Source organism: Bacillus sp. sid0103 (assembly GCF_019219025.1).
In genome coordinates, this window is the sequence record NZ_JAHUWN010000038.1 from 13,337 (window position 1) to 34,220 (window position 20,884).

The window sequence follows — 20,884 nt, forward strand, 5'->3', positions numbered from 1 at the left end:
TGAAGTGGCTAATATAAATCAATCATAAAGTTTTATGATTTTATATATAATTATCGAACAAAAAATCAAATACTATTTATACAAAATAAAAAGGGGATAAATTAATGATCAAAATTATGGCATTGTGTATTTTAATATCGATTTTTGTTTTCAATAAATCAAACGTAACAAATGCTCAGGTCATTCATGAAACACAATCAGGGGATACCTTAAATAAAATTGCAGTACAATATAAAACAAAACGAGAAAGTATAGCAAAATTAAATGGTATAAAAAAAGATGCTCATCTTGTTTTGGGACAAGCTATATTAATTTCGGGTTCTACTTATGTTGTACAGCGGGGGGATAACATTGCGAAAATTGCTAATCGCCATGCAATTAGTCCACAACAATTAATAAATTATAACAAGCTAAAAAGCACGCTTATAGTTCCAGGACAAAAATTAACCATACCCCATTCTTCCAAAATGAATATCTGGACGGGTACATACTTTGTTCCAAAAGATAAAATTACCAACACCGAGATGCTGGAAAATTATAAAGATACACTCTCAGGACTATTCGTATTTGATTACCATCCAAATGAAAAGGGTCAGCTTATAAAAGTCACAGAGAATCAGGCGCATAAAATTGCTTGGAATAAGAATTTATATCCATATGCTACGATAACCAACACTAGCCAAAAAGGTTATGACCCAGATTTGGCCCATCGTGTATTAAATGGTTCTGCCATGAGGAAAATATTTATAAATAATATCTATTCATTGTTGGATAGCCAGGATTATCAAGGGGTTGTTATCGATTTTGAGACGGTCAGGCCTCAAGATAGGGACAATTTAAATCAGTTCATTAAAGAACTGGCATCTAGGCTCCATAAGTCAAAAATGCAGGTTTTAATCGCAATGCCTCCGATGACAGGGGAAAAAACCCCTTCCTATTACGGTGGGTATGATTATCGAACACTGGCAAAATACGCGGATAAACTATTTTTAATGACCTATAACTGGCATTGGCCCGGTGGCCCGTCCGGCCCAATTGCTCCTCTAAACGAAATGCGTACTGTGTTAGATTACGCAATTACTGTGGTACCAAGATCTAAAATCATGTTAGGCATACCACAGTATGCCTATGATTGGACCATCTCAGGGGAACAGCGTTCAGGGAAAGCTTATTCTACACAAGGTGCAATTGATAGATACATGAGTCGAGAAAGCCAAATTTTCTATGATTATAAGGCGGCCTCACCCTGGTTTAGATATGTAGATAAAAACCAAAAGTTACATGAAGTCTGGTTTGAAGATCCCCGAAGTCTTCTTGCAAAATTTCGGCTAGTTAAAGAGTATAGATTAGGTGGATTGGGTTGCTGGCATTTAGGAACATCTATGCCACAAACGGAAGAGATATTACTAAAGGAATTTACTGTTCAATAAGTCTATAGCAAAAAGAGATGTGGAGTGATTTATACATGGACAGCAAAAATTGCGACTTTTCACCTATGAAACAACATTTAGAAGATGGAATTCAAAATCTGATACTTATGCTCCAATCTAACTTAGATATACTAGGTAATGAAAATTATTGTGTGTTGGGAAGTCTGGAAGATGTAAAGGAACATCTAAATGAAATTGAATCCATCGCTGCTTCTTTTTATTTGAATTGCTATTTATCATCATTTACGGACACTTATGAAGATTTATCCATGGCTGTTAAGCAACTTTCAAAACTTAGGCATGGTGCACTGATAGTTGTTGAACGTCGTGATTCTGTTGAGCCTATTATTCAAAAGGGAACAACAATTGGAGCAATAGTTTCCCCTAAATTATTGGAATCCATTTTTTTTCCCGGTAACCCATTGCATGATGGAGCAGTTTTAATTAGAGCCAACCAAGTTGTATCAGCAGGAAATGTTCTTCCTTTAACAACAAATATAATAGAAGAAAAAAAACTTGGAACACGGCACCGAGCAGCTCTTGGAATTTCAGAACAAATCGATGCACTCACATTGATTGTTTCCGAAGAAACGGGGAAGATTTCATTTGCCCTAAACGGAAAACTTTATCCAATTAACACGAGTCAAGCCATTAAATTTGAAGATAATTAAAGGAGAGGCCCCATTGATTAAAAAAACATTGTTTCTCATCATTTCAGTTTTTATGGTCTTAATGACCCCAATCTCAACTTATGCCCAAGTAATCCATGAAGTGAAATCTGGTGATAGCCTGTCCAAAATTTCGAAACAATACCAAATCAATAAAGACAACCTTGCCAAACTAAATGGATTAGCTAAGAATGCTCAACTTGTCCTTGGTCAAGCTCTTTTAATACCTGGGTCGACCTATGTGGTTCAACCGGGTGAAAGTGTATGGGAAATTGCAAATCGTCACACAATTAGTGATGAAACATTAATGCGGCAAAATGGTTTAAAAAATCGTGTAATTATCCCCGGTCAGAAATTGAGTATCCCTCGGCCGCCGAAAATGAATATTTGGACAGGTACATACTTTGTTCCAAAAGATAAGTATACAAATGAATGGATGCTGAATAGTTATAAAACCACTCTTAGTAGTATTTTCGTTTTTGAGTATAGTTCTGATGCACAAGGAAATATCATCGAAAGACCCGAAAACCAGGCGCATAAAATTGCTTGGAAAGAAGGTCTATTACCTTATGCGACACTTACAAATTTAAGTGAAAAGGGATTTGATCCGGATTTAACTCATCAATTAATAAGCACGCCTTGGTTAAGACAAAAGTTTGTCAAGAATATCTATTCCCTTTTGGATAGTCATGATTACAAAGGAATAGTAATTGACTTTGAACAAGTTAGGACAAAAGATCGGGCTAACTTTAACCAGTTTACTCAGGAATTAGCTGCAAAACTTCATCCTGCAGGAATGGAAGTTATGATGGCTGTACCCCCAAAAGAAGGGGATCACATGCCATCTTATGCTGCAGGCTATGATTACAAAACACTAGGGAAATATTTGGATAAAATGTTTTTGATGACTTATGACTGGCATTGGCCAGGGGGGCAATCAGGTCCGATTGCTCCAATAGACAGAGTAAAAGCAACCCTTGATTATGCTGTTTCTGTTGTGAATAAATCAAAGTTGATGCTGGGAATCCCTCAATATGCCTATGATTGGGAGATCGGAACTAATAAACGTTCAGGTTCTGCATATTCCACACAACATGCCATTGATTTATATACAGGATATGAAAGTCCTGTTCACTATGATGAGAATGCTGCTGCACCTTGGTTCCGTTATGTTGATAAAAAAGGAAATCTGCACGAAGTGTGGTTTGAGGATCCACGCAGCCTACTGGGTAAGTTCCGTCTGGTTCGACAATATGGACTAGCGGGAATGGGGTGCTGGCACTTAGGTCTAACCATGCCTCAAACAGAAAAAATGTTGCTGGAAGAATTTAATGTGCACAAAAAGTAGCTCTAATATTAATGAAAAATCATGTTAAACGCGCCCCTTCATACAAGAAGTATGGAGGGGTTTTCAACAAGTTTGAATAGAATAGTAGGTTCAATCATATCAGCCTTAGTAAATAATTTTAAACTGTTTATTATTTTTCGAATGATAGGTGGGCTAGGGATAGGAATTACATCTGTTCAATCTCCTCTTTATATAGCAGAAATTGCACCGGCAAGAGTTCGTGGTAGATTGGTTTCATTAAATCAATTAGCGGTAGTTACAGGAATCTTTGCTGTTTATTTTTTAAACTTATCCATAACTAATCAAGGGAACCTTGCATGGAATGTATCGACTGGGTGGAGATGGATGCTAGGGTTCGGACTGTTGCCAGGTCTTGTTTTTCTTATACTATTACTTATAGTTCCTGAAAGTCCAAGATGGCTTCAACTAAAAGGAAGAGAAGAAGAAGCTTTTCAAATTTTAAAAAAAGCACATGGAGAGAAGGAAGCAAAAAAGGAACTTGAAAAAATTAAACCATCTTGTGACAAGGGATGTGTTTCAATAACAGAAATTCTTAGACCTGGTTTACGAAGAGCTTTAATGGTAGGTGTTGTATTAGCCATTCTTTAACAAGTGACTGGAATAAATGCTATTATGTATTACGCACCTGAAATATTTAAACAGGCTGGTGCGGCACAAAACGCTTCTTTGGTCCAAACAGTTTTGGTAGGCGTTATTAATTTGGTATTCACAATTTTATCAGTATGGTTAGTCGACAAATTAGGAAGGAAAGTACTGTTACTGATTGGTACAGGCATAATGTCGATAAGCCTTTTAATTATTAGCTATGCCTTTGGTAGCGGCTCTTTAGGATCGTGGGTGTTAATATTTATTTTGCTATATGTTGCTGCTTTTGCAATTTCAATGGGTCCTATTGTTTGGCTTATTATAGCTGAGATTTTTCCGAACCGTGTTAGAGGGGTTGCATCGTCGATTGCATCTTTTGCCCTTTGGTTGGCGGACTACTTAGTATCCCAAACTTTTCCTGTAATGCTGAGCGCAATTGGAAGCGGGTTTACATTTTTGGCATTTGGGATATTTGCAATATTTGCCTTTTTCTTTACATTAAAGGCTGTTCCTGAAACAAAAGGATAATCACTTGAAGATATAGAAAAGATGTGGATGGGGTCAAAATAAGCTAAAAGATCAAATATTAGCAATAAATATCGTTAATGTTCATGAATCAAAGATTACAGCTGCCATTCAAGCAGCTTGTTTTATAATCTAACAGTGCAGGTGTGCGGCCGAGCCTAGGTCGTATCATATAGCGGATGGGATTCCCGTCGAGTAAGAACTAGCCATTCGCTCGTAGCGAGTCTTGGAGGGCTAAAGGTAACTTTAGTCTTTAAGCGTATACAGTTAGGTGGCGGGCCGAAAGCCAAATGGTTGAAGGGATTGAGCCCCATAATGTTAGTAATTCGAGAGGGCTGATGCTTTACCTGCAGCATAAAGCAATATTTCATTCTTCGTATATGGCAAGAAGAATGAAACCTCTCTGGGGTCGGAGACCTTGGCACGTTACACATTGATATGATACGGCAACTCGGGAGACCCTATCGGTCTTTTCTTGTTGGAAGAGTATGGTGTACAAGCGATAAAAAGTAAGAAAGCCAAATGCCGATTTAGGGAGTCGGATAGCAGCGTAGTACCAATGAAGTTGGGTAATGCCGATGGAGGAAAGGCTAGCTACCAGTTATCACCCTTACTAGGGGCACATTTACTACACACAGAGGTAGGAATGATAAATGGAAACAAGACTAGTAAGGATAGCAGAAATAGCAAATTAGATACAAGAAGATAAGCTATATTTTGTGAATGGTAACTAGGAGGAGCCGTGTACGTTAATTGCGCAAGCACGGTTCTGGGAGGAGGGAGAACACAATCTACCGTAAGGTAGAGAGGTTCTCTTCTACTCGACTATTGATTCTCATGTTTGCAACTGTCTTTTAGTCGTAGCTTCTTCTGTGTTCTGTAAACTGGCAGATTTCAATCGACTATTACTAATATTAGATAGTGATTTTAATCACCTCAAAGTAAAATGAAAGAAAAAAGCCTAAATGTTATTGACAAAAAAGTTTTTAAGTATTATTATTATCTCATATTAAAGATATTTTAATTCGAGATATTTTATAGAGGTGACATAAGTGGAAAGAAAATGCACGAATTTGCCCTATCTTGTTTTAATGCAAACATCTAAAGAAATTCATGAGCAAATAAAGGGAGAGATGACAAAATACAAGCTAAGTATTACGGAATTTTCTGCTCTAGAGGTACTTTACCAAAAAGGGAAACAAACAATACAACAGATTGGTAATTGCATATTAATCTCAAGTGGCTCGATGACCCATGTTATAGATAAGTTAGAACAAAAAGGTTTCTTAAAAAGAAATGCCTGTCGTGATGACCGGAGAGTGATCCATGTAACTTTAACAGATGATGGAAATGCATTGATGAATGAAATCATGCCGAAACATCATGAGTTAGTGGATGATATCTTTGATTCATTAAATTCTGATGAGGCAGAGACTTTGGTACATCTTTTGAAAAAAGTAAGGAATAAAGTTTAATCTTTCATTTTTTTTAATACAATATCTCGAATCCGAGATAAAAAACATATAGGAGGATTTTAAGATGATAAGTTTTGGGTTGTTACTAATTCGTTTGGTAATTGGTTTACTATTTGTGGGTCACGGTGCTCAAAAATTGTTTGGGTGGTTTGGTGGTTATGGTTTAAAAGGTACTGGCGGATGGTTCGAATCGATTGGCATGAAACCTGGAATAGCGGTGGCTCTTTTTGCAGGATTAGCAGAACTTATTGGGGGGATTTTGTTTACTTTAGGACTTTTAACCCCACTTGCAGGCATTATGATTGCAGTAACTATGGTTATGGCTATCGTTAAGGTACATGCTCCAAATGGATTATGGGCAACATCAAATGGATATGAATATAACTTAACATTACTTGCAGTTGCTATTGGTATAGCTTTAATAGGTCCTGGTGAATATGCTCTAGATGCATTTTTATTCTAAAATATCTCAAACTAGAGATTCTCAAATTAAAACTAATATTTTGAGATTTTTATTTAATAATTAGGAACAAAATAGGTGTGAAGGTTTTTTTAATACGTGATTTTACAAGAAAAAGGAGTCTTAAAAAATGAGTAAGAAAACAATGGGTATTCATCATATCACAGCAATTGTCGGTGATCCTCAAGAGAACGTTGATTTTTATGCAGGAGTTTTGGGTTTGCGTTTAGTCAAGAAAACTGTCAATTTTGATGATCCGGGTACGTATCACCTTTATTTTGGAAATGAAGGTGGAAAACCAGGAACAATCATAACATTTTTTCCATGGGCAGGAGCTCGTCAAGGAATTATTGGAGATGGTCAAGTAGGAGTTACCTCTTATGTAGTTCCGAAAGGTGCCATGGAATTTTGGGAAAAAAGACTTGAAAAGTTTAATGTTTCCTACACAAAAATGGAGCGTTTTGGAGAGAAATATTTGGAATTTGACGACCCACATGGACTTCACTTGGAAATCGTTGAAAGAGAAGAAGGAGAACTAAATTCTTGGAACTTTGGGGAGGTAACGCCCGACGTTGCCATAAAAGGTTTTGGTGGGGCTACTCTATTATCAACCCAACCGAACAAAACCTCACAATTGTTAGAAAATGTAATGGGACTTGATTTCATTGGAAATGAAGGGGATTTTGCCCGTTTTCGTTCCTCAGCCGACATCGGAAATGTAATCGACATTAAATTAACTCCAATTGGACGTGGACAAATGGGTGTTGGAACAGTACACCACATCGCATGGCGGGCTATTGATGACCAAGATCAATTAGATTGGCAAAAGTATGTTGCAGAGAATGGATATGGTGTCACTCCTGTACAGGACAGAAATTATTTTAATGCCATTTACTTTAGAGAACATGGAGAAATTCTATTTGAAATTGCCACTGATCCTCCAGGATTTGCTCATGATGAATCGCAAGAGACAATGGGTGAAAAATTGATGTTACCATCACAGTATGAACCTCAACGAGGGAAGATTGAAGAAGTTTTGCTACCGTTTGAAGTAAGAGAATTAGACTAAAATATAAAAAGGATGATTCCATTACTTTCGATTGACCCTAACCAAAATACCGAAAGAGAAAATTATAAATTTCTAATAGGGAGCATTATACCCAGACCGATTGCTTTTGTCACAACGATATCAAAAGACGGTGTTTTAAATGGCGCACCATTTAGTTATTTTAATATCGTGTCATCCAATCCCCAGATGATCTCATTATCTATTCAACGCTCAGCAGGGAGACAAAAGGATACAGCGAGAAACATTATGGAGTTCAATCAATTTGTGGTTCATATCGTTGACGAACATAATGTTGAAAAAATAAATAAAACAGCTGCAATCCTTCCTCCTGATCAGAGTGAGATAGAGTTTGCTAATTTAACTTCAGTAGACAGTGTGAAAATTTCTGTACCGGGTGTAAAGGAAGCGAAAATTCGAATGGAATGTTTATTGGAGCATTCTCTAGAATTGGGAGGCTTGGAGACACCGGGGTGTGATTTTATTATTGGAAAAGTGGTTCAATTTCATATTGAAAATGACATTTATGAAAATGGAAGAATCGATCCTAGGGGCTTAGTTGCTTAAGTCGATTGGCTGGTACAAATTATACGAAAATCGGCGAGATTTTTTCGATAGAACGTCCTAAATAGATCTTTTTACTATCCACTTTCGTGAAATGGAGAGGATAAGTTTGCAAAAAACAGCAGGTATCCATCATATAACAGCCATGGTTAACGATGTACAAAAGAATATTGATTTTTATGCAGGTGTACTTGGGTTAAGACTCGTAAAAAAACTATAAATTTTGATCGTCCAGAGGTGTATCATCTTTATTTTGGAAATGAAACGGGTGAACCAGGAACAATTATTACGTTTTTTCCATGGGCTAAACAGCTCAAAGGCCGAATTGGTACTGGTCAGGTAGGAGTCATTAGCTATATTATTCCATCAGGTTCCATTAATTTTTGGAAAAATCGTTTACAACAATTTGGAATTGAATTTACTTCATCCAATCGCTTTGGTGAAAGGTATTTAAAATTTAATGATCCAGACGGTCTTCAACTTGAATTGATAGAACGAGATGAAGGTCAAATAAATACTTGGCACTTTGGGGGAATTCAGGCAGAGAATGCCATAAAAGGGTTTGGAGGTACTGTTCTGTTTTCGGCACAGCCACATAAAACGACGGAAGTGCTGGAAAATACTTTAGGAATGGAATGTATTGGGCAGGAAAATGAATTCCTAAGATTTAAATCTGAAGGACATTTTGGAAATACGATTGATTTTCAGTTAAACCCATCAGTCAGGGGACTGATGGGAGCAGGAACAGTTCATCATATAGCATGGAGAGCAAAGGATGAAGAGGATTTACTCAGATGGAGATCTCTTCTTCAAGACAAAGGATACTATCCAACAGAAATTCGAGATCGAAACAATTTCAAAGCAGTGTATTTTCATGAAGAAGGGGGTATCCTCTTCGAAATAGCTACCGACCCACCAGGCTTTACAGTGGATGAACCAGTCGCTGAACTTGGGGAAAAACTTATGTTGCCATCTTGGCTAGAGTCAAAAAGAGAAGAATTAGAAGAAACCCTACTTCCTGTAGAGGTTCGAGTTCTGGAGGGAGATAAATAATGAAACATATATTCAATAAGGGGCAAAATCAAACAAAACCCACGTTGTTATTGCTTCATGGTACAGGAGGCAATGAATTAGACCTGCTGCCACTTGCAGGAATGATTGATGATGAGGCAAATGTACTAAGCGTTCGTGGGAATGTATTAGAAAATGGAATGCCTCGATTTTTTCGCAGATTAGCAGAAGGGGTATTTGATGAGGAAGATCTTATTTTTCGAACAAAAGAGTTAAACGAGTTTCTAGATGAGGCCTCCGAAAAGTATGATTTTGATCGAGATAATATTCTTGCGATAGGTTACTCAAATGGAGCTAATATTGCTGCGAGTTTATTATTTCACCATCAAAATGCTTTAAAGGGTGCGATTCTTCATCATCCCATGGTGCCGCTAAAAGGAATTGAACTACCTGATTTAACAGGGAAATCAGTATTTATTGCAGCTGGTACCAATGATCCAATCTGCTCGCCATTAGAATCTGCTGAATTACAATCTTTATTAGAAAAGGCAAATGCGAATGTAGAAATTCATTGGGAGAATAGAGGTCATCAATTAACCTCTCAAGAAGTTGAAGCCGCAGCGCAATGGTATCGAAAAGTTATAAACAAATAATTATTTTACGGAGGAGAAAAGAATGTTGGTAAAAAACGAAATAGGAGCACTTATTTTACGGGTAACATTAGGGGCATTATTCTTAATTCATGGAATAGTAAAGTTTCAAGGTGGAATTGAAAATATTGTAGGATGGTTTGAAAGTATTGGATTACCAGGATTTATGGCATATGGAGTTGCTTTGTTTGAAATCATTGGAGGTATCGCATTAATCATTGGACTAGCAACTAGACTTGTATCTACTTTGTTTGGACTATTAATGATTGGGGCAATACTAAAAGTAAAACTTTCTGTTGGTTTATTAGGAAATGGTCAAATGGCAGGATATGAGTTGGATTTAGCATTTTTAGCAATGGCAGTTTATCTAGCAATCAATGGAAGCAAGCTATTATCAGTTAGTTACTTGATTTTTCAAAAGGATTCAATTGAGTTAAAAAAAGCTGCTTAATATGGAATGATAATTTTTAAAGAATGTAATAATAGGTGGTGTGACAAATGGGGTTCTTATCTAAATTATTTGGAAGTACATCAGAAAAGGAGACAGAAAAAATGACAAATGTAAAATTAGCGGTAATTTATTACAGCATGGGTGGAACAAACTATCAATTATCTAAATGGGCAGAAGAAGGAGCAAAAGAAGCTGGTGCAGAGGTAAAAGTATTAAAAGTACCTGAACTTGCGCCACAATCAGCAATTGAAGGTAATCCAGCTTGGAAAGCTCATGTAGACGCAACAAAAGATGTACCTGAAGTGAAATTAGATGACCTAGAATGGGCAGATGCAATTATTTTCAGTGTGCCTACTCGCTTTGGTAACATGCCAGCTCAAATGAAACAATTCCTAGATACGACTGGTGGTCTTTGGTTTAATGGCAAGCTTGTAAATAAAGTTGTCAGTGCAATGTCTTCCGCTCAAAACTCTCACGGTGGTCAAGAGGCAACGATTTTATCACTCTATACTACCATGTATCATTGGGGTGCAATTGTCGCTGCTCCTGGTTATACAGATCCTGTAACCTTTGGAGCTGGTGGTAACCCATATGGAACAAGTGTAACAGTTGGTCAAGATGGGAAAATGATTGAAGATGTTCAGGCGGCAGTTAAACACCAAGCAAAACGTACTGTAACAGTTGCTGAGTGGGTTAAAAAAGCAAATCAATAAATTTTATTAGAAAAAGCTATCCTGAAAAAAGTACCCCATAGTGTAGACATAAAAAAATGTACAAAGGGGTACTTTTTCTTGTTTATTTGCGTGTACTTCATATAATATTTCCATTACTTCCTTTTCTTCCGTACTGATTTCCGAACATTTCATTCGCATAAATGATTCCCAGTCCGTAAGCACCGCCGTGTTGTTTTATAATATCGAGTGTCCCATTATAAGTTTCTTTAATAGCAAAATCACGCTGTAATTCTAACAAATATTGTAACCAAGTGATTGGGTGGGCTCCGGCCTGTGTCATACGTATTACGGCCATGTCATGTGATTCTTTATTTACTCCACCTGATGCATCCGTGATAAAAAACACTTCATATCCGTCGGCGATAGCACTCAGTACCGGTTCAAGCAAACACACCTCTGTCCAAAGACCCGCCATCACTAATTTACGTTTTCCATATTCGTTGATTTGTCTAAATACTCTTGGATCTTCCCAAGCGTTAATAACCGTTCGATCAATTGGCTTTCGGTCAGGAAAGACTGATTGGATTTCGGATAAAATTTTACCGCTGAAAGTTGCTGCGGTAATTGTGTCATTATAATAGGGATACTAAATAATTTTGCGGTTTTTGACAATCCAGCGAGGTTATTTCGTAAATTTGCAATATCATGTGATTGAACTGAAAATGTCATTTGCGGTTGATGGTCAATTAACATCAAAGTATGGTCAATAGGGGTAAGCGAATACTGAGAACGACGCTCTGTGGTTGTAATCCTTGACGTTCCAAACTTCTGTACCGTAAAACTGGTTTCTACAAATTGGGCACCAATAAACTACAGGATTCATTTGAATTTCCCTCCAATATTCATGGGCTAAGAAATTAATTCATGAAGTAATATATGCGCAAAGACCATGATGAGTGGCTTGTTCTTGCAAAGGGTATTGATACCTTGTCCGGTAATATTTAGGGCTCCAATTTCGGAAATCATAACATCAGTCGTTTTCTCCAAAAAAGTAAGTGAACCCTGATTATTAGATAATAAGGAAAAAGAATTAGTTTATATTATTAGCATGGCAGGGTAATAAGCAGAAAAAGGGGAATTACTAAAACGTCTTACTTAATAATGGTCAACACCCTTATCTTTTTTTATTAAGAAAAGGGTGTTTTTTTATTTACTTAGTTTTTAACCAAGATCTTCAATTTTTATAATTTAAATTTTAATTTTAAAAATTTAATATTTAAGAGCCGTTCTAATAGTTCCTCTTTTGCATTGACTTATGCGATAGAAAAAGCTAATAAGCAGTGTATATATAAGGACTTCTCAATTTTATTTTTCATGTTGAAACTTTAGTATAGATAACAAAAAACACATTAATTTGAAGTAAGATAATCAAACCGGGAACAGGAAAGAAAATGTCGAAAATAAAAAAGGAAAAAAGAATACTTAAAAACAATCCTAAATGAAATATCTTTAGCTTCTGATTTTGATACCGGTATTTATGAAAAACAACAGTCGTGGATAAAAAGTAAATAAAAGCTGCACAAAAGATAAAGTTAAGTATGAAATAATAGGCTATTTGTTTACTAAATAAAAGTTGGATAGAAGCTGCAATCATACTTAAGAAATATAAATGAAGAGATGTCCATAAAGGATAATTTGTCCCGTTGTTTTTACAGATTTATCAATTTTTTTCGAGATTATCAAAATATTGCGACCAAAATGAAATAATTAATGAAAAAGAGAATACAGAGTATCCTATAGCCTTCCAACTTCCAAGCTGGGGATGAAGTACAGTTAAAATGCTAATAATTGATTCGCCAAGTAATATAAGAGTTAACAGTCCAAAGCGTTCTAATAAATGAGTAGTGTTTACCGGGTGACTTACTAGATATTTCCTTCCGAATAGAGGAATAAAAATATCAACAATAATTCCTAGATATAGGACAATATATTTATACCACGAAGAAAAGAATATCGAACAGCTTGAAATAAAAATACCTATCCAAAACAAAGTTCCTAAATAATACGCCGTCTTGTTTTGTTCCCTCGTTCCCTTTCTAATAACCGATAAGTATTGAAAGGCAGTTAATGCTCTAACGCCGATGAATCCAACTAAAAAAGAGATATAATAACGATCAAATTCAACCGATAAGTTAGAGATTAAAATTAACACAAATACCATTTGGAAAATAAGTAAGAACCTTTCATGAAATTTGTCCTTTCCGAAACGGTTCACAAACATTGTCTGTCCGACCCACGCCAATATAATGGTATAAAATTGTTTAACTTTAAGGAGTTAGAAAGTTTAATTACAAATCTTTAAAATCTATAGAATATTAATTTGAACCAAAAGAGATAATATTTAGGAAAATGTTTTCAATAAAAATTAAATTAGGAAAAAGAATAGCTTTTTTAGTTCACTTTTTGTATACCTTAAAGTGCTAACATTTAACTCTAAAGGAGAAAACCATGACTAAACAACAACCTTTATTCACATCCTCCGCAACAGCTGTTGGAGGAAGACAGGAAGAGTAGAATCGTCTGATGGCAATATAAAAATGGATTTAGCAATGCCAGGAACCCCAAGAGCAAAAGAATTACCCAACGCTACAAATCCTGAACAGTTGTTTGCGGCAGGTTACTCTGCTTGTTTTGATGGGGCTTTACAGCACATAGCAAGGCAAGAACATGTCAAATTCGAATCACAAGTAACTGCAAGTGTCAGTTTCTTAAAAGATGAAGTTGATCAAGGATTCAAAATTGCTGTAACGTTACAAGTTAAAGGACAAGGTGTTGAAAAAGAAAAATTAGAAGTGCTTGTACATAAGGCACACGATTTCTGTCCCTATTCAAAAGCAACAAGAGGGAATATTGAAGTTACTCTTGAGGTTGTTGAATAATACCAATTTCTTATTAATTTAAAAGCAGAGGAGAACAGAACTATGTCTAATGTAAATCTTGCAATCATCTTTTACAGCTCCACAGGTACAAATTATCAATTAACCGCAATGGGCATACGATGGGGCAAGAGAAGAGGGAGCAGATGTTAAGGTTTTAAAAGTACCAGAATTAGCACCACAATCAGTTATTGATTCCAATCCAGCATGGAAGCTTTATTCTGAAGAAGTGGCCGCCTGTGTTCCTACTGTATCTCTGGATGATCTAGAATGGGCAGATGCCATTATTTTCAGTGTGCCAACTCGATTTGGAAATGTACCATCACAAATGAAACAGTTCTTAGATACCACTGGTGGACTGTGGTTTAAAATACGTTTCATTAGATTGGAAGGAGTGTAGGTATGAATATGGACAATAAAAATAAAAATTTGGAGCAACATGATAAAGAGTGTGAATGTAAATTTTGTCAGAAACGAGCAATTATAGAAATGAAAAAGGAAGATGACCGAAAGGAAATTGTAGAAATGTTAAAACGTTTATAATATTAGATAGAATGCAAACAAGTTTAAAAAAGTAAAGAACCTCTTAAAAACTTATCAAATATATTGAAGGGGAAAACCTTAATAAATCAAGGAGGAGGGGGTGACTAACCCCTGACCTATCTCCATCGGTAATTAAGGTCATCACCGCAAATTGAGCACCATAATTAGAAGAATATTGTCCTGTAAATTTCATAATTGAAAACGGCAATGTTTTCAACTCATCAGAAACCAAAAAGGTGTTTGCCATTATAAATTCATTCCACCATGTAATAAAATTTAAGACACAGATGGTTGTAATTGCAGGCTTCGTCATTGGGAGTATAATCTTAAAGATGATTCCAAATACCTAACTCATTGGGTAATAGATTTAATTTTAACAGCTGTAATGCAGCTTTTCCTTCCCAGTCTTTAAAGACCGTTAGAAACTATGGAAAGTAGCGATCTAACCAATTGTGAATTTGCCCTTGAACTGCTTGTAGGTCAACGGATAATAGATCGCGTATTTTTCTCGCCACACGTAGTTCGTATTTGTGATTGTTGTCCTTTTTGCGTGCAAGCTTTGGACACTCATATCATACCAAGGGGCTTTTTTATGTTCAAACCCCATATTTCTTCATTACAGGAATGCTGCCAGTTAGCTTAGTAGCAATCCTTCACAATCTCAATAGAGTAAAGCCTATTGATACATAATCTAATTATCCTAAATTAGGATTTATAATGTCTCATAAGACTTGTATCAAATGCTTATCGTTGTAAATCCGTATTTTCTGGTGCTACCCCTATTTCAACTAACTGGGTGTTATAGTTTAAAAGTTATCAGCTGCGTCTGCAGTTTTTTTGTGAGCAAATGAAACAGAATGTAACTTAAAGGAATAACGGATGGAATTGGCACACACACCATGAGAAAGGCATTTGGCTACTGGTAATACAAGCAATCAAAGACATAGCGACGTTACAAAGTATATTGAATCACTCGCACCCCAAAATAACGTTGCGGTATATCGGTATCACGGATGAAGAAATCGAAAATAGCTTGCAGTCATTCAAATTGTAAAAAGGTAAATGCCATGAAAAAGATGTGTGCCTTTATGCTAAATGGTTTTCGCAATCAGAAATGCAGCAGCTTCCAGGCGGTGAGTATGGAAATTGGTTCTGCCCGAAATGTTATCCCGAAGTATTAGAAGCACATTGGAAACTGCCGTTGAATCGAAAATTTTAGGAGGGGATGCCAATGAAACGATATAAATTAATCGAAATAGGTACACTAGTTAGGCTAACTCCTCGATGGGGGCAAGTTGTGGAAGGTACGGTCATATCAGCTAGACACAATGAAGCGGCTGGACGCATTGAATACGAAGTATTAAGCGATAAGGACGGAAGGAAGTGTGTATCAAGGAAACAGTAGAACCGTTAAGCCGATTGACCAATTATAGGAGAAGGAAGTTATTTTTTGTTCTATAGGTTAACCTTAGTTAACATGGTTAACATATTAGTATATACGGATTAAATTGTTAACCATAAGGATTTGGGCAAAATGTCAGATAAGACGTTTGGAATTCTAGAACTCTATATAAAAAACCCTGCTTGTAAATGATTAAATACTGAATGCTATCATTTAAGAGCGTTACTAAACCTTGTACATATTTCCAACGTTAGCCCAGATTTAATACCACGAATGTTGTATAATGGATTTAATAAAACATTCGTTATATTAAAGAGGATAGGTGATTTGATGGACATGTATAGTGTTGACTAAGTGTTTGAATTATTAAAAACCTATAAAATCACGACACAAAAAGAAAGCATTCGTAGATGGTTACGTCAGGGTGATCTCAAAGGAATAGCACCTTCTTCGCGCAAAGAGGGATGGCAAATTCCTAAAGAGGCGTTAGATGATTTTCTTCAACAGCGTCTACCAGAAGGTTATACAACAGATGTTGCAAAAGAATCTAACACAACAATTGTTGAGAAAGAAGTAGAAGAACGGATTCGGGCTGAAATGTGGATAGAGCTTGCCAATAAAAACATGTGGGAAGGTCATGTGGAGTTAAAGAAAACACGTATCCATGAATGTATCCAACATCGTCATTATTCGAAAGAGTTTGAAGCTGTGGTTTGGCAGCAATGCGTAGCAAATAGCCGGGCATACAAGAAACCTCGTGTTTTCTATTTACTTGAAGCGTTTGGCTTTGAGGGAAAACGTCTTTTGCTTGATAAGAATTTATTTTGAAGATTTAGAAGAACAGGTGATATTTGCAATCATTGGGCATGTGCGGCTTTCTAATTCACGTTAAAGTTGAAATCATAAAATTTATGATTCTCCCTTAAATAGTCGTTTTGGGGGTGTTTGTAAATTAGCACCCTGCTAGTGGTAATTAGGTGTATTTTCATTCCCGCAACCCTTCCCTAAATCAAAATCCCTTTTTACAAGCTTATTGACCTTAAAGGGGTAGTACCACATGCCCAAACCGATGTTAATTCCAAAAGTAAACATAAATTTATCTCTTTCTGAACAATATCTCCCTAAAGCCCATTTCATATCTTCAACTTCTTTTACCGTTCGGAGTGGTTGAACATTTTTTTATTTCACAAAAAATCCCCTTTTTAATACAATATCGTACATCAAAAGTATGATAATAACATCATATTTTATTAATCTAATATTTTCAATGTTTTATATGTACGATTATAACTATTTTCATACATTAAGGAAAAATGTCTTCTAATTTTTCATTTTTTATTTTGTGATTTTATACTTGGAACCAAATGCAAGAATAAGCTCCTGTATGATTACAGCCAATGAAATGTACCATCCTTGACATAGTTTTTACCACTGAATGACAAAAAGTGTACCAATGAATGACAGGCTGTTTACCACTTTATACCCTCTGGATGATCAAAGATAAGAAATCATAGTTTTTGGAATCAAAAATGTTTTACTTGTTTGTCACTTTGATCGATAATTTGCGTATATTTTAAGTGTAATTTTGCACATACAACTTTAAAACCCAGCTACCTTCACATGAGAAGATTAGCTGGGTTTCTTAATTATTTACATTCAATCTAGAACTATTCGGATCCGACTAGTAAAAAAACGACTGCTCATTGTTCCGCAATCGCGCCATTTAATGGAACAACAAGGAGCTTCTATTAGCTGGTTTACTTATATAAGAAAAAAGAGATCCTCCGTTATGGAAGCATCGCACCCTGTAATTATTCCTCGGTTGGTTTTTCATTTTGATAAAATTCTTTTGCCTTTTCCAATTGTTCCTGATGGTCATTAATCAAAGGGTTTCCAAAACTCGGGAGTGACTTCTCTTCTTTCCGTTCTCTCCTCTTTCATAGCCATTCTTGAACCCGTCTACTCAACCTTGACAGCTTCTTCATCTTTCTTCACCCCAATCACCTTCATCTTTCTCCTTCGGCAATCCCACGGGTTTCCATTATGTGTTTCATTTGTAGTGTATATTTTAATTTTAACAGGATGGGCAAGCCAAACAAATTCCTGTTTTCTTTACAGCATTGACTGGAAAAAACTCCTTCTAGAAAAGCGTTCCTTCTAAGTTACAGAAACAAGCCCGATTCTGGATTAAGAAAGTATATATTTTTCCCTCCTATTTTCAAGAAATAAAAAGCTTACTTTTACCTCTTGGTTCTTATCATGAGAATTGAAAAGAATTTATCATTTTTTAGGACCGTTTGCATGCAACAAGCACCCCCATATCCCTTATCCGATGAGTGAAACTTGGACTATATAATAACCGCTTTATAAATGTAAATAATTGATTATATTAAAATCTAATTTTTTGATTTGACAGAATTTTGAGCTTATATTATAATTCTGGTATACCACATACCAAAAGAGGTGGCCAATGAAAAAAATAGAGACAGTTTTGCCGTTAAGAGATATAGCCTTTGAGGCAATTAAGAAATCAATTTTGAATTATGAACTCTTACCAGGTCAAGCAATATATGAAAGAGACCTAAGTGAAAAGTTAGGGATAAGTAGAACTCCTGTAAGAGAATCTCTATCGTTGTTAGAAAGAGAAAAGTGGATAATTTCAAAGCCCCGGGTTGGTACGTTTATTAATGAGATTACAGAAGAAAATGTAATTGAAGTAATGGAAATACGAATGATTTTTGACCGTTTCTCACTAGAAAAAATATGTGGAAATATTACGTTAGAACAAATAAAAGTATTAGAAAGTTACATTGAGGAGCAAGAAAAAAATAAAACAGATCAGCAAAGATTTATTGAATTAGATAAGGAGTTCCATTCTAAAATCGTATTATTAACTAAAAATGAACGATTAGAAAAATGGTTTGAAGAAATTGGTGATCAGATAAGATGGTTTGGGTTAAAAGCAATAACTGAGAAATCGCGTATTGAAGAAACAATATCGGAACATAAAGAAATTATAAAAGCTTTAAAATCACAAGATATAAATCAACTTCTGAAAGCCTCAAATGCCCATGTGGAAAATACCAAAAATAAAATTATTAATCAATTGAGGAGGAATTCAAATGAGGAAAGTAATTAATTTACATCTTTCTAATGGAGAGGTTAAAAAGCATGAAATTGATATTAATAAAGTAATAGTTGTAGGGTATGGGGGAAGAAATATAGAAAAAATCCAAGAACACATAGATGAATTAAAAGAATTAGGAATTGCACCTCCACCTAATGTACCGATGATATATCCACAAAAAATAGAACAACTGAATTTTTCTAATGAATGTCATGGAAGCAAATTTTCCTCTGGGGAAACAGAATACGTGTTATTCCATGATGGAAAAGAATGGTTGGTTACTCTTGGCAGCGATCATACTGATCGAGAAGTAGAAAAAGAAGATATTCTAAAGTCTAAATCAATATGTGATAAACCTCTTGCAACTGATTTTTGGAAATTAGCAGATTTAAAAGATGACTGGGATAATATTATTTTACGTTCTTATGTTACTTCAAATGGAGAAAAATGTTTATATCAAGAAGATACTTTAGAGGCACTTTTAGAGGTTGATGTTTTATTGGAAAAGCTGGACAAATTAGGGGAAAAAGATTTAACACATACTGTTATTTTTTCAGGTACTGTGCCTACAAAAAATGGATTTATTTTTGGTGAAAAATTTGAATATGAAATTGTACACCCGAAGTTAAACAGAAAAATTAAACATCATTATTCCATTGTCAATTAAGGGGGAATTTTTTTGAAAAAGAAACCGACAAAAGTTAGATGGGGATTAGCCTTCTTTTTCTTTATCATTGGTGTAATCGCTTACATGGATAGATCAAATATTTCAATAATAGCAAAACCAATGATGAATGATTTAGGCTTAGATAAAGTTCAGTTTGGTATGCTAGCATCATTATTCTCATTAGGTTACGCGTTAGTTCAAATTCCAGCAGGACTTATGGCGGAAAAGTTTGGTCCAAGAAAAATGATCACTTTTTCTCTAATATGGTGGTCAGTATTTACAAGTTTGACAGGTTTAGTTAAATCTCACGGTCTATTGTATATGGTGAGATTCTTATTTGGGATAGGTGAAGGACCAATGTTTCCATCTAACGCAGTATTTAATACAAACTGGTTTAGAAAAGATGAAAAAGCTAGAGCATCTAGTGCTTTGTTGGCAGGTTCATATTTTGGACCAGTTGTAGCACCTGTCGTTACGGTTTATATCTATCAATATTTTGGCTGGCAAGCTGTATTTTATATTTTTGGAATAGTAGGAATAATCATTGCGGCTGTATGGTACGTTATTGCTAGAGACTATCCTGAAATTCACAAATTAGTGAATGAACAAGAAAAAGAATATATACTTGAAAACAGAGAAATGGTTTCTACCACTAAAGTTATAGCTCCATGGAGTACTTTTCTAAAAAGCTATCGATTTTGGGCGTTAGGAGTGCAATATTTTGTTGTTTTATATATTATTACTTTCTTTTTAGTTTGGTTACCCACCTACCTACTGGAAGATAGAGGATTCTCATTAAATAAAATGGGATTTGCTGCAAGCCTACCATGGTTAGCGATTCTGATAACTGTAATGTCTGGTGGTATTCTTTCTGACTATTTAGTACGTAAAGGTTTTTCAAAACAAATTTCTAGATCCGCTTTAGCTATATCAGGTTTAATAGTATTTATTATTTCAATGTACCTGGCTGTTATGACAGTATCGCCATATATGAATGTTTTATGGTTATCATTATGCTTGGGTTCACTAGGATTCACTGTAGTGTGTTCTTGGGCTTCTGCTACAGACTTAGGCAGAAACTTTTCCGGGTCCGTTTCAGGTTGGATGAACTTGTGGGGCAATCTAGGAGCATTTATATCACCTTTATTATGTGGATGGTTAGCAGAAAACTTTGGGTGGAATATCACATTAGGAGTAACTGTGATCCCTGTGTTTATTGCAGCTATATTATGGTTGTTTGTGAAACCAGATACTTCATTACTAAATATAATTGAGGAGTGA

General features: G+C 35.5%; 18 protein-coding genes and 7 pseudogenes. 21 read left to right on the forward strand and 4 right to left on the reverse strand.

What is annotated here, in order from left to right:
* Positions 1-104 precede the first annotated feature (104 nt).
* The 12 genes and pseudogenes from KW850_RS28545 to wrbA all read left to right on the forward strand — a co-directional run bounded on the left by KW850_RS28545 (position 105) and on the right by wrbA (position 10,967).
* Positions 105-1,430 carry a glycoside hydrolase family 18 protein gene (locus tag KW850_RS28545; RefSeq protein WP_218351081.1) on the forward strand — a complete coding sequence of 442 codons (1,326 nt, stop codon included), beginning with the start codon at positions 105-107 and terminating at the stop codon, positions 1,428-1,430.
* A gap of 35 nt (positions 1,431-1,465) precedes the next feature.
* Positions 1,466-2,101 (forward strand): sporulation-specific diadenylate cyclase CdaS, encoded by a 636-nt coding sequence (cdaS, locus tag KW850_RS28550; protein WP_218351082.1) that lies wholly within the window; start codon positions 1,466-1,468, stop codon positions 2,099-2,101.
* Between the two features lie 13 nt (positions 2,102-2,114).
* The gene (locus KW850_RS28555) at positions 2,115-3,446 is read left to right on the forward strand and encodes a glycoside hydrolase family 18 protein (protein ID WP_256358515.1); all 1,332 of its coding nucleotides are present in this window, start codon (positions 2,115-2,117) and stop codon (positions 3,444-3,446) included.
* A 72-nt stretch (positions 3,447-3,518) separates the two neighbouring features.
* A pseudogene (locus tag KW850_RS28560) lies at positions 3,519-4,580 on the forward strand (sugar porter family MFS transporter).
* Positions 4,581-5,629: 1,049 nt separating this feature from the next.
* Complete coding sequence (locus tag KW850_RS28565) at positions 5,630-6,052, forward strand: MarR family winged helix-turn-helix transcriptional regulator (protein ID WP_218351083.1); 423 nt, start codon at positions 5,630-5,632, stop codon at positions 6,050-6,052.
* Between the two features lie 64 nt (positions 6,053-6,116).
* Positions 6,117-6,515, forward strand: coding sequence for a DoxX family protein (locus tag KW850_RS28570; RefSeq protein ID WP_218351084.1), 399 nt, complete (start codon positions 6,117-6,119; stop codon positions 6,513-6,515).
* 127 nt (positions 6,516-6,642) lie between these two features.
* Positions 6,643-7,581 (forward strand): ring-cleaving dioxygenase, encoded by a 939-nt coding sequence (locus KW850_RS28575; RefSeq protein WP_218351085.1) that lies wholly within the window; start codon positions 6,643-6,645, stop codon positions 7,579-7,581.
* Between the two features lie 12 nt (positions 7,582-7,593).
* Positions 7,594-8,210, forward strand: a pseudogene (locus KW850_RS28580) (flavin reductase family protein).
* A 26-nt stretch (positions 8,211-8,236) separates the two neighbouring features.
* A pseudogene (locus KW850_RS28585) lies at positions 8,237-9,195 on the forward strand (ring-cleaving dioxygenase).
* Complete coding sequence (locus KW850_RS28590) at positions 9,192-9,806, forward strand: alpha/beta hydrolase (RefSeq protein ID WP_308128874.1); 615 nt, start codon at positions 9,192-9,194, stop codon at positions 9,804-9,806. Before KW850_RS28585 ends, KW850_RS28590 begins: the two are co-directional and overlap by 4 nt.
* Before the next feature lie 22 nt (positions 9,807-9,828).
* Positions 9,829-10,254, forward strand: coding sequence for a DoxX family protein (locus KW850_RS28595; protein ID WP_218351087.1), 426 nt, complete (start codon positions 9,829-9,831; stop codon positions 10,252-10,254).
* 47 nt (positions 10,255-10,301) lie between these two features.
* Positions 10,302-10,967, forward strand: a complete 666-nt coding sequence (gene wrbA, locus KW850_RS28600; protein WP_218351088.1) for an NAD(P)H:quinone oxidoreductase — start codon at positions 10,302-10,304, stop codon at positions 10,965-10,967.
* 97 nt (positions 10,968-11,064) lie between these two features.
* Here wrbA and KW850_RS28605 read toward each other — a convergent pair whose 3' ends face one another.
* Complete coding sequence (locus tag KW850_RS28605; RefSeq protein ID WP_308128875.1) at positions 11,065-11,553, reverse strand: isochorismatase family protein; 489 nt, start codon at positions 11,551-11,553, stop codon at positions 11,065-11,067.
* Between the two features lie 1,095 nt (positions 11,554-12,648).
* Complete coding sequence (locus tag KW850_RS33625) at positions 12,649-13,236, reverse strand: low temperature requirement protein A (protein ID WP_308128876.1); 588 nt, start codon at positions 13,234-13,236, stop codon at positions 12,649-12,651.
* 200 nt (positions 13,237-13,436) lie between these two features.
* Here KW850_RS33625 and KW850_RS28615 point away from each other — a divergent pair.
* The 3 genes and pseudogenes from KW850_RS28615 (at position 13,437) to KW850_RS28625 (ending at position 14,407) form a co-directional block, all read left to right on the forward strand.
* Positions 13,437-13,867: pseudogene (locus tag KW850_RS28615) on the forward strand (organic hydroperoxide resistance protein).
* Positions 13,868-13,909: 42 nt separating this feature from the next.
* Positions 13,910-14,234 (forward strand): annotated as a pseudogene (locus tag KW850_RS28620) (NAD(P)H-dependent oxidoreductase); the annotation flags it as partial.
* 32 nt (positions 14,235-14,266) lie between these two features.
* Positions 14,267-14,407, forward strand: a complete 141-nt coding sequence (locus tag KW850_RS28625; protein ID WP_218351089.1) for a hypothetical protein — start codon at positions 14,267-14,269, stop codon at positions 14,405-14,407.
* Positions 14,408-14,450: 43 nt separating this feature from the next.
* On the opposite strand, the gene KW850_RS28630 is transcribed toward KW850_RS28625, so the two are convergent.
* Both KW850_RS28630 and KW850_RS33630 read right to left on the reverse strand, forming a co-directional pair.
* Positions 14,451-14,654 (reverse strand): hypothetical protein, encoded by a 204-nt coding sequence (locus KW850_RS28630; RefSeq protein ID WP_218351090.1) that lies wholly within the window; start codon positions 14,652-14,654, stop codon positions 14,451-14,453.
* A 100-nt stretch (positions 14,655-14,754) separates the two neighbouring features.
* Positions 14,755-14,931: pseudogene (locus KW850_RS33630) on the reverse strand (IS110 family transposase); the annotation flags it as partial.
* Positions 14,932-15,279: 348 nt separating this feature from the next.
* Here KW850_RS33630 and KW850_RS33635 point away from each other — a divergent pair.
* From KW850_RS33635 to KW850_RS28655, 6 genes and pseudogenes are all read left to right on the forward strand, one after another.
* Positions 15,280-15,461: pseudogene (locus KW850_RS33635) on the forward strand (site-specific integrase); the annotation flags it as partial.
* A 177-nt stretch (positions 15,462-15,638) separates the two neighbouring features.
* A complete protein-coding gene (locus KW850_RS28635; RefSeq protein ID WP_218351091.1) occupies positions 15,639-15,812 on the forward strand; it encodes a hypothetical protein in 174 nt (57 codons plus the stop codon).
* Between the two features lie 351 nt (positions 15,813-16,163).
* A complete protein-coding gene (locus tag KW850_RS28640; RefSeq protein WP_218351092.1) occupies positions 16,164-16,637 on the forward strand; it encodes a hypothetical protein in 474 nt (157 codons plus the stop codon).
* A 1,642-nt stretch (positions 16,638-18,279) separates the two neighbouring features.
* Positions 18,280-18,948 (forward strand): GntR family transcriptional regulator, encoded by a 669-nt coding sequence (locus tag KW850_RS28645; protein WP_218351093.1) that lies wholly within the window; start codon positions 18,280-18,282, stop codon positions 18,946-18,948.
* A complete protein-coding gene (locus KW850_RS28650; RefSeq protein WP_218351094.1) occupies positions 18,932-19,603 on the forward strand; it encodes a DUF2848 family protein in 672 nt (223 codons plus the stop codon). Before KW850_RS28645 ends, KW850_RS28650 begins: the two co-directional genes overlap by 17 nt.
* A gap of 12 nt (positions 19,604-19,615) precedes the next feature.
* Positions 19,616-20,884 carry an MFS transporter gene (locus KW850_RS28655; protein WP_218351095.1) on the forward strand — a complete coding sequence of 423 codons (1,269 nt, stop codon included), beginning with the start codon at positions 19,616-19,618 and terminating at the stop codon, positions 20,882-20,884.

Bases quoted from the DNA above. Each gene is read 5' to 3' on its own strand.
- KW850_RS28635 (WP_218351091.1), top strand. From the start codon at position 15,639: ATGAAACGATATAAATTAATCGAAATAGGTACACTAGTTAGGCTAACT.
- KW850_RS28570 (WP_218351084.1), top strand. From the start codon at position 6,117: ATGATAAGTTTTGGGTTGTTACTAATTCGTTTGGTAATTGGTTTACTA.
- KW850_RS28645 (WP_218351093.1), top strand. From the start codon at position 18,280: ATGAAAAAAATAGAGACAGTTTTGCCGTTAAGAGATATAGCCTTTGAG.
- KW850_RS28630 (WP_218351090.1), bottom strand. From the start codon at position 14,654: ATGGCAAACACCTTTTTGGTTTCTGATGAGTTGAAAACATTGCCGTTT.
- wrbA (WP_218351088.1), top strand. From the start codon at position 10,302: ATGGGGTTCTTATCTAAATTATTTGGAAGTACATCAGAAAAGGAGACA.
- KW850_RS28575 (WP_218351085.1), top strand. From the start codon at position 6,643: ATGAGTAAGAAAACAATGGGTATTCATCATATCACAGCAATTGTCGGT.
- KW850_RS28625 (WP_218351089.1), top strand. From the start codon at position 14,267: ATGAATATGGACAATAAAAATAAAAATTTGGAGCAACATGATAAAGAG.
- KW850_RS28650 (WP_218351094.1), top strand. From the start codon at position 18,932: ATGAGGAAAGTAATTAATTTACATCTTTCTAATGGAGAGGTTAAAAAG.
- KW850_RS28545 (WP_218351081.1), top strand. From the start codon at position 105: ATGATCAAAATTATGGCATTGTGTATTTTAATATCGATTTTTGTTTTC.
- cdaS (WP_218351082.1), top strand. From the start codon at position 1,466: ATGGACAGCAAAAATTGCGACTTTTCACCTATGAAACAACATTTAGAA.
- KW850_RS28595 (WP_218351087.1), top strand. From the start codon at position 9,829: ATGTTGGTAAAAAACGAAATAGGAGCACTTATTTTACGGGTAACATTA.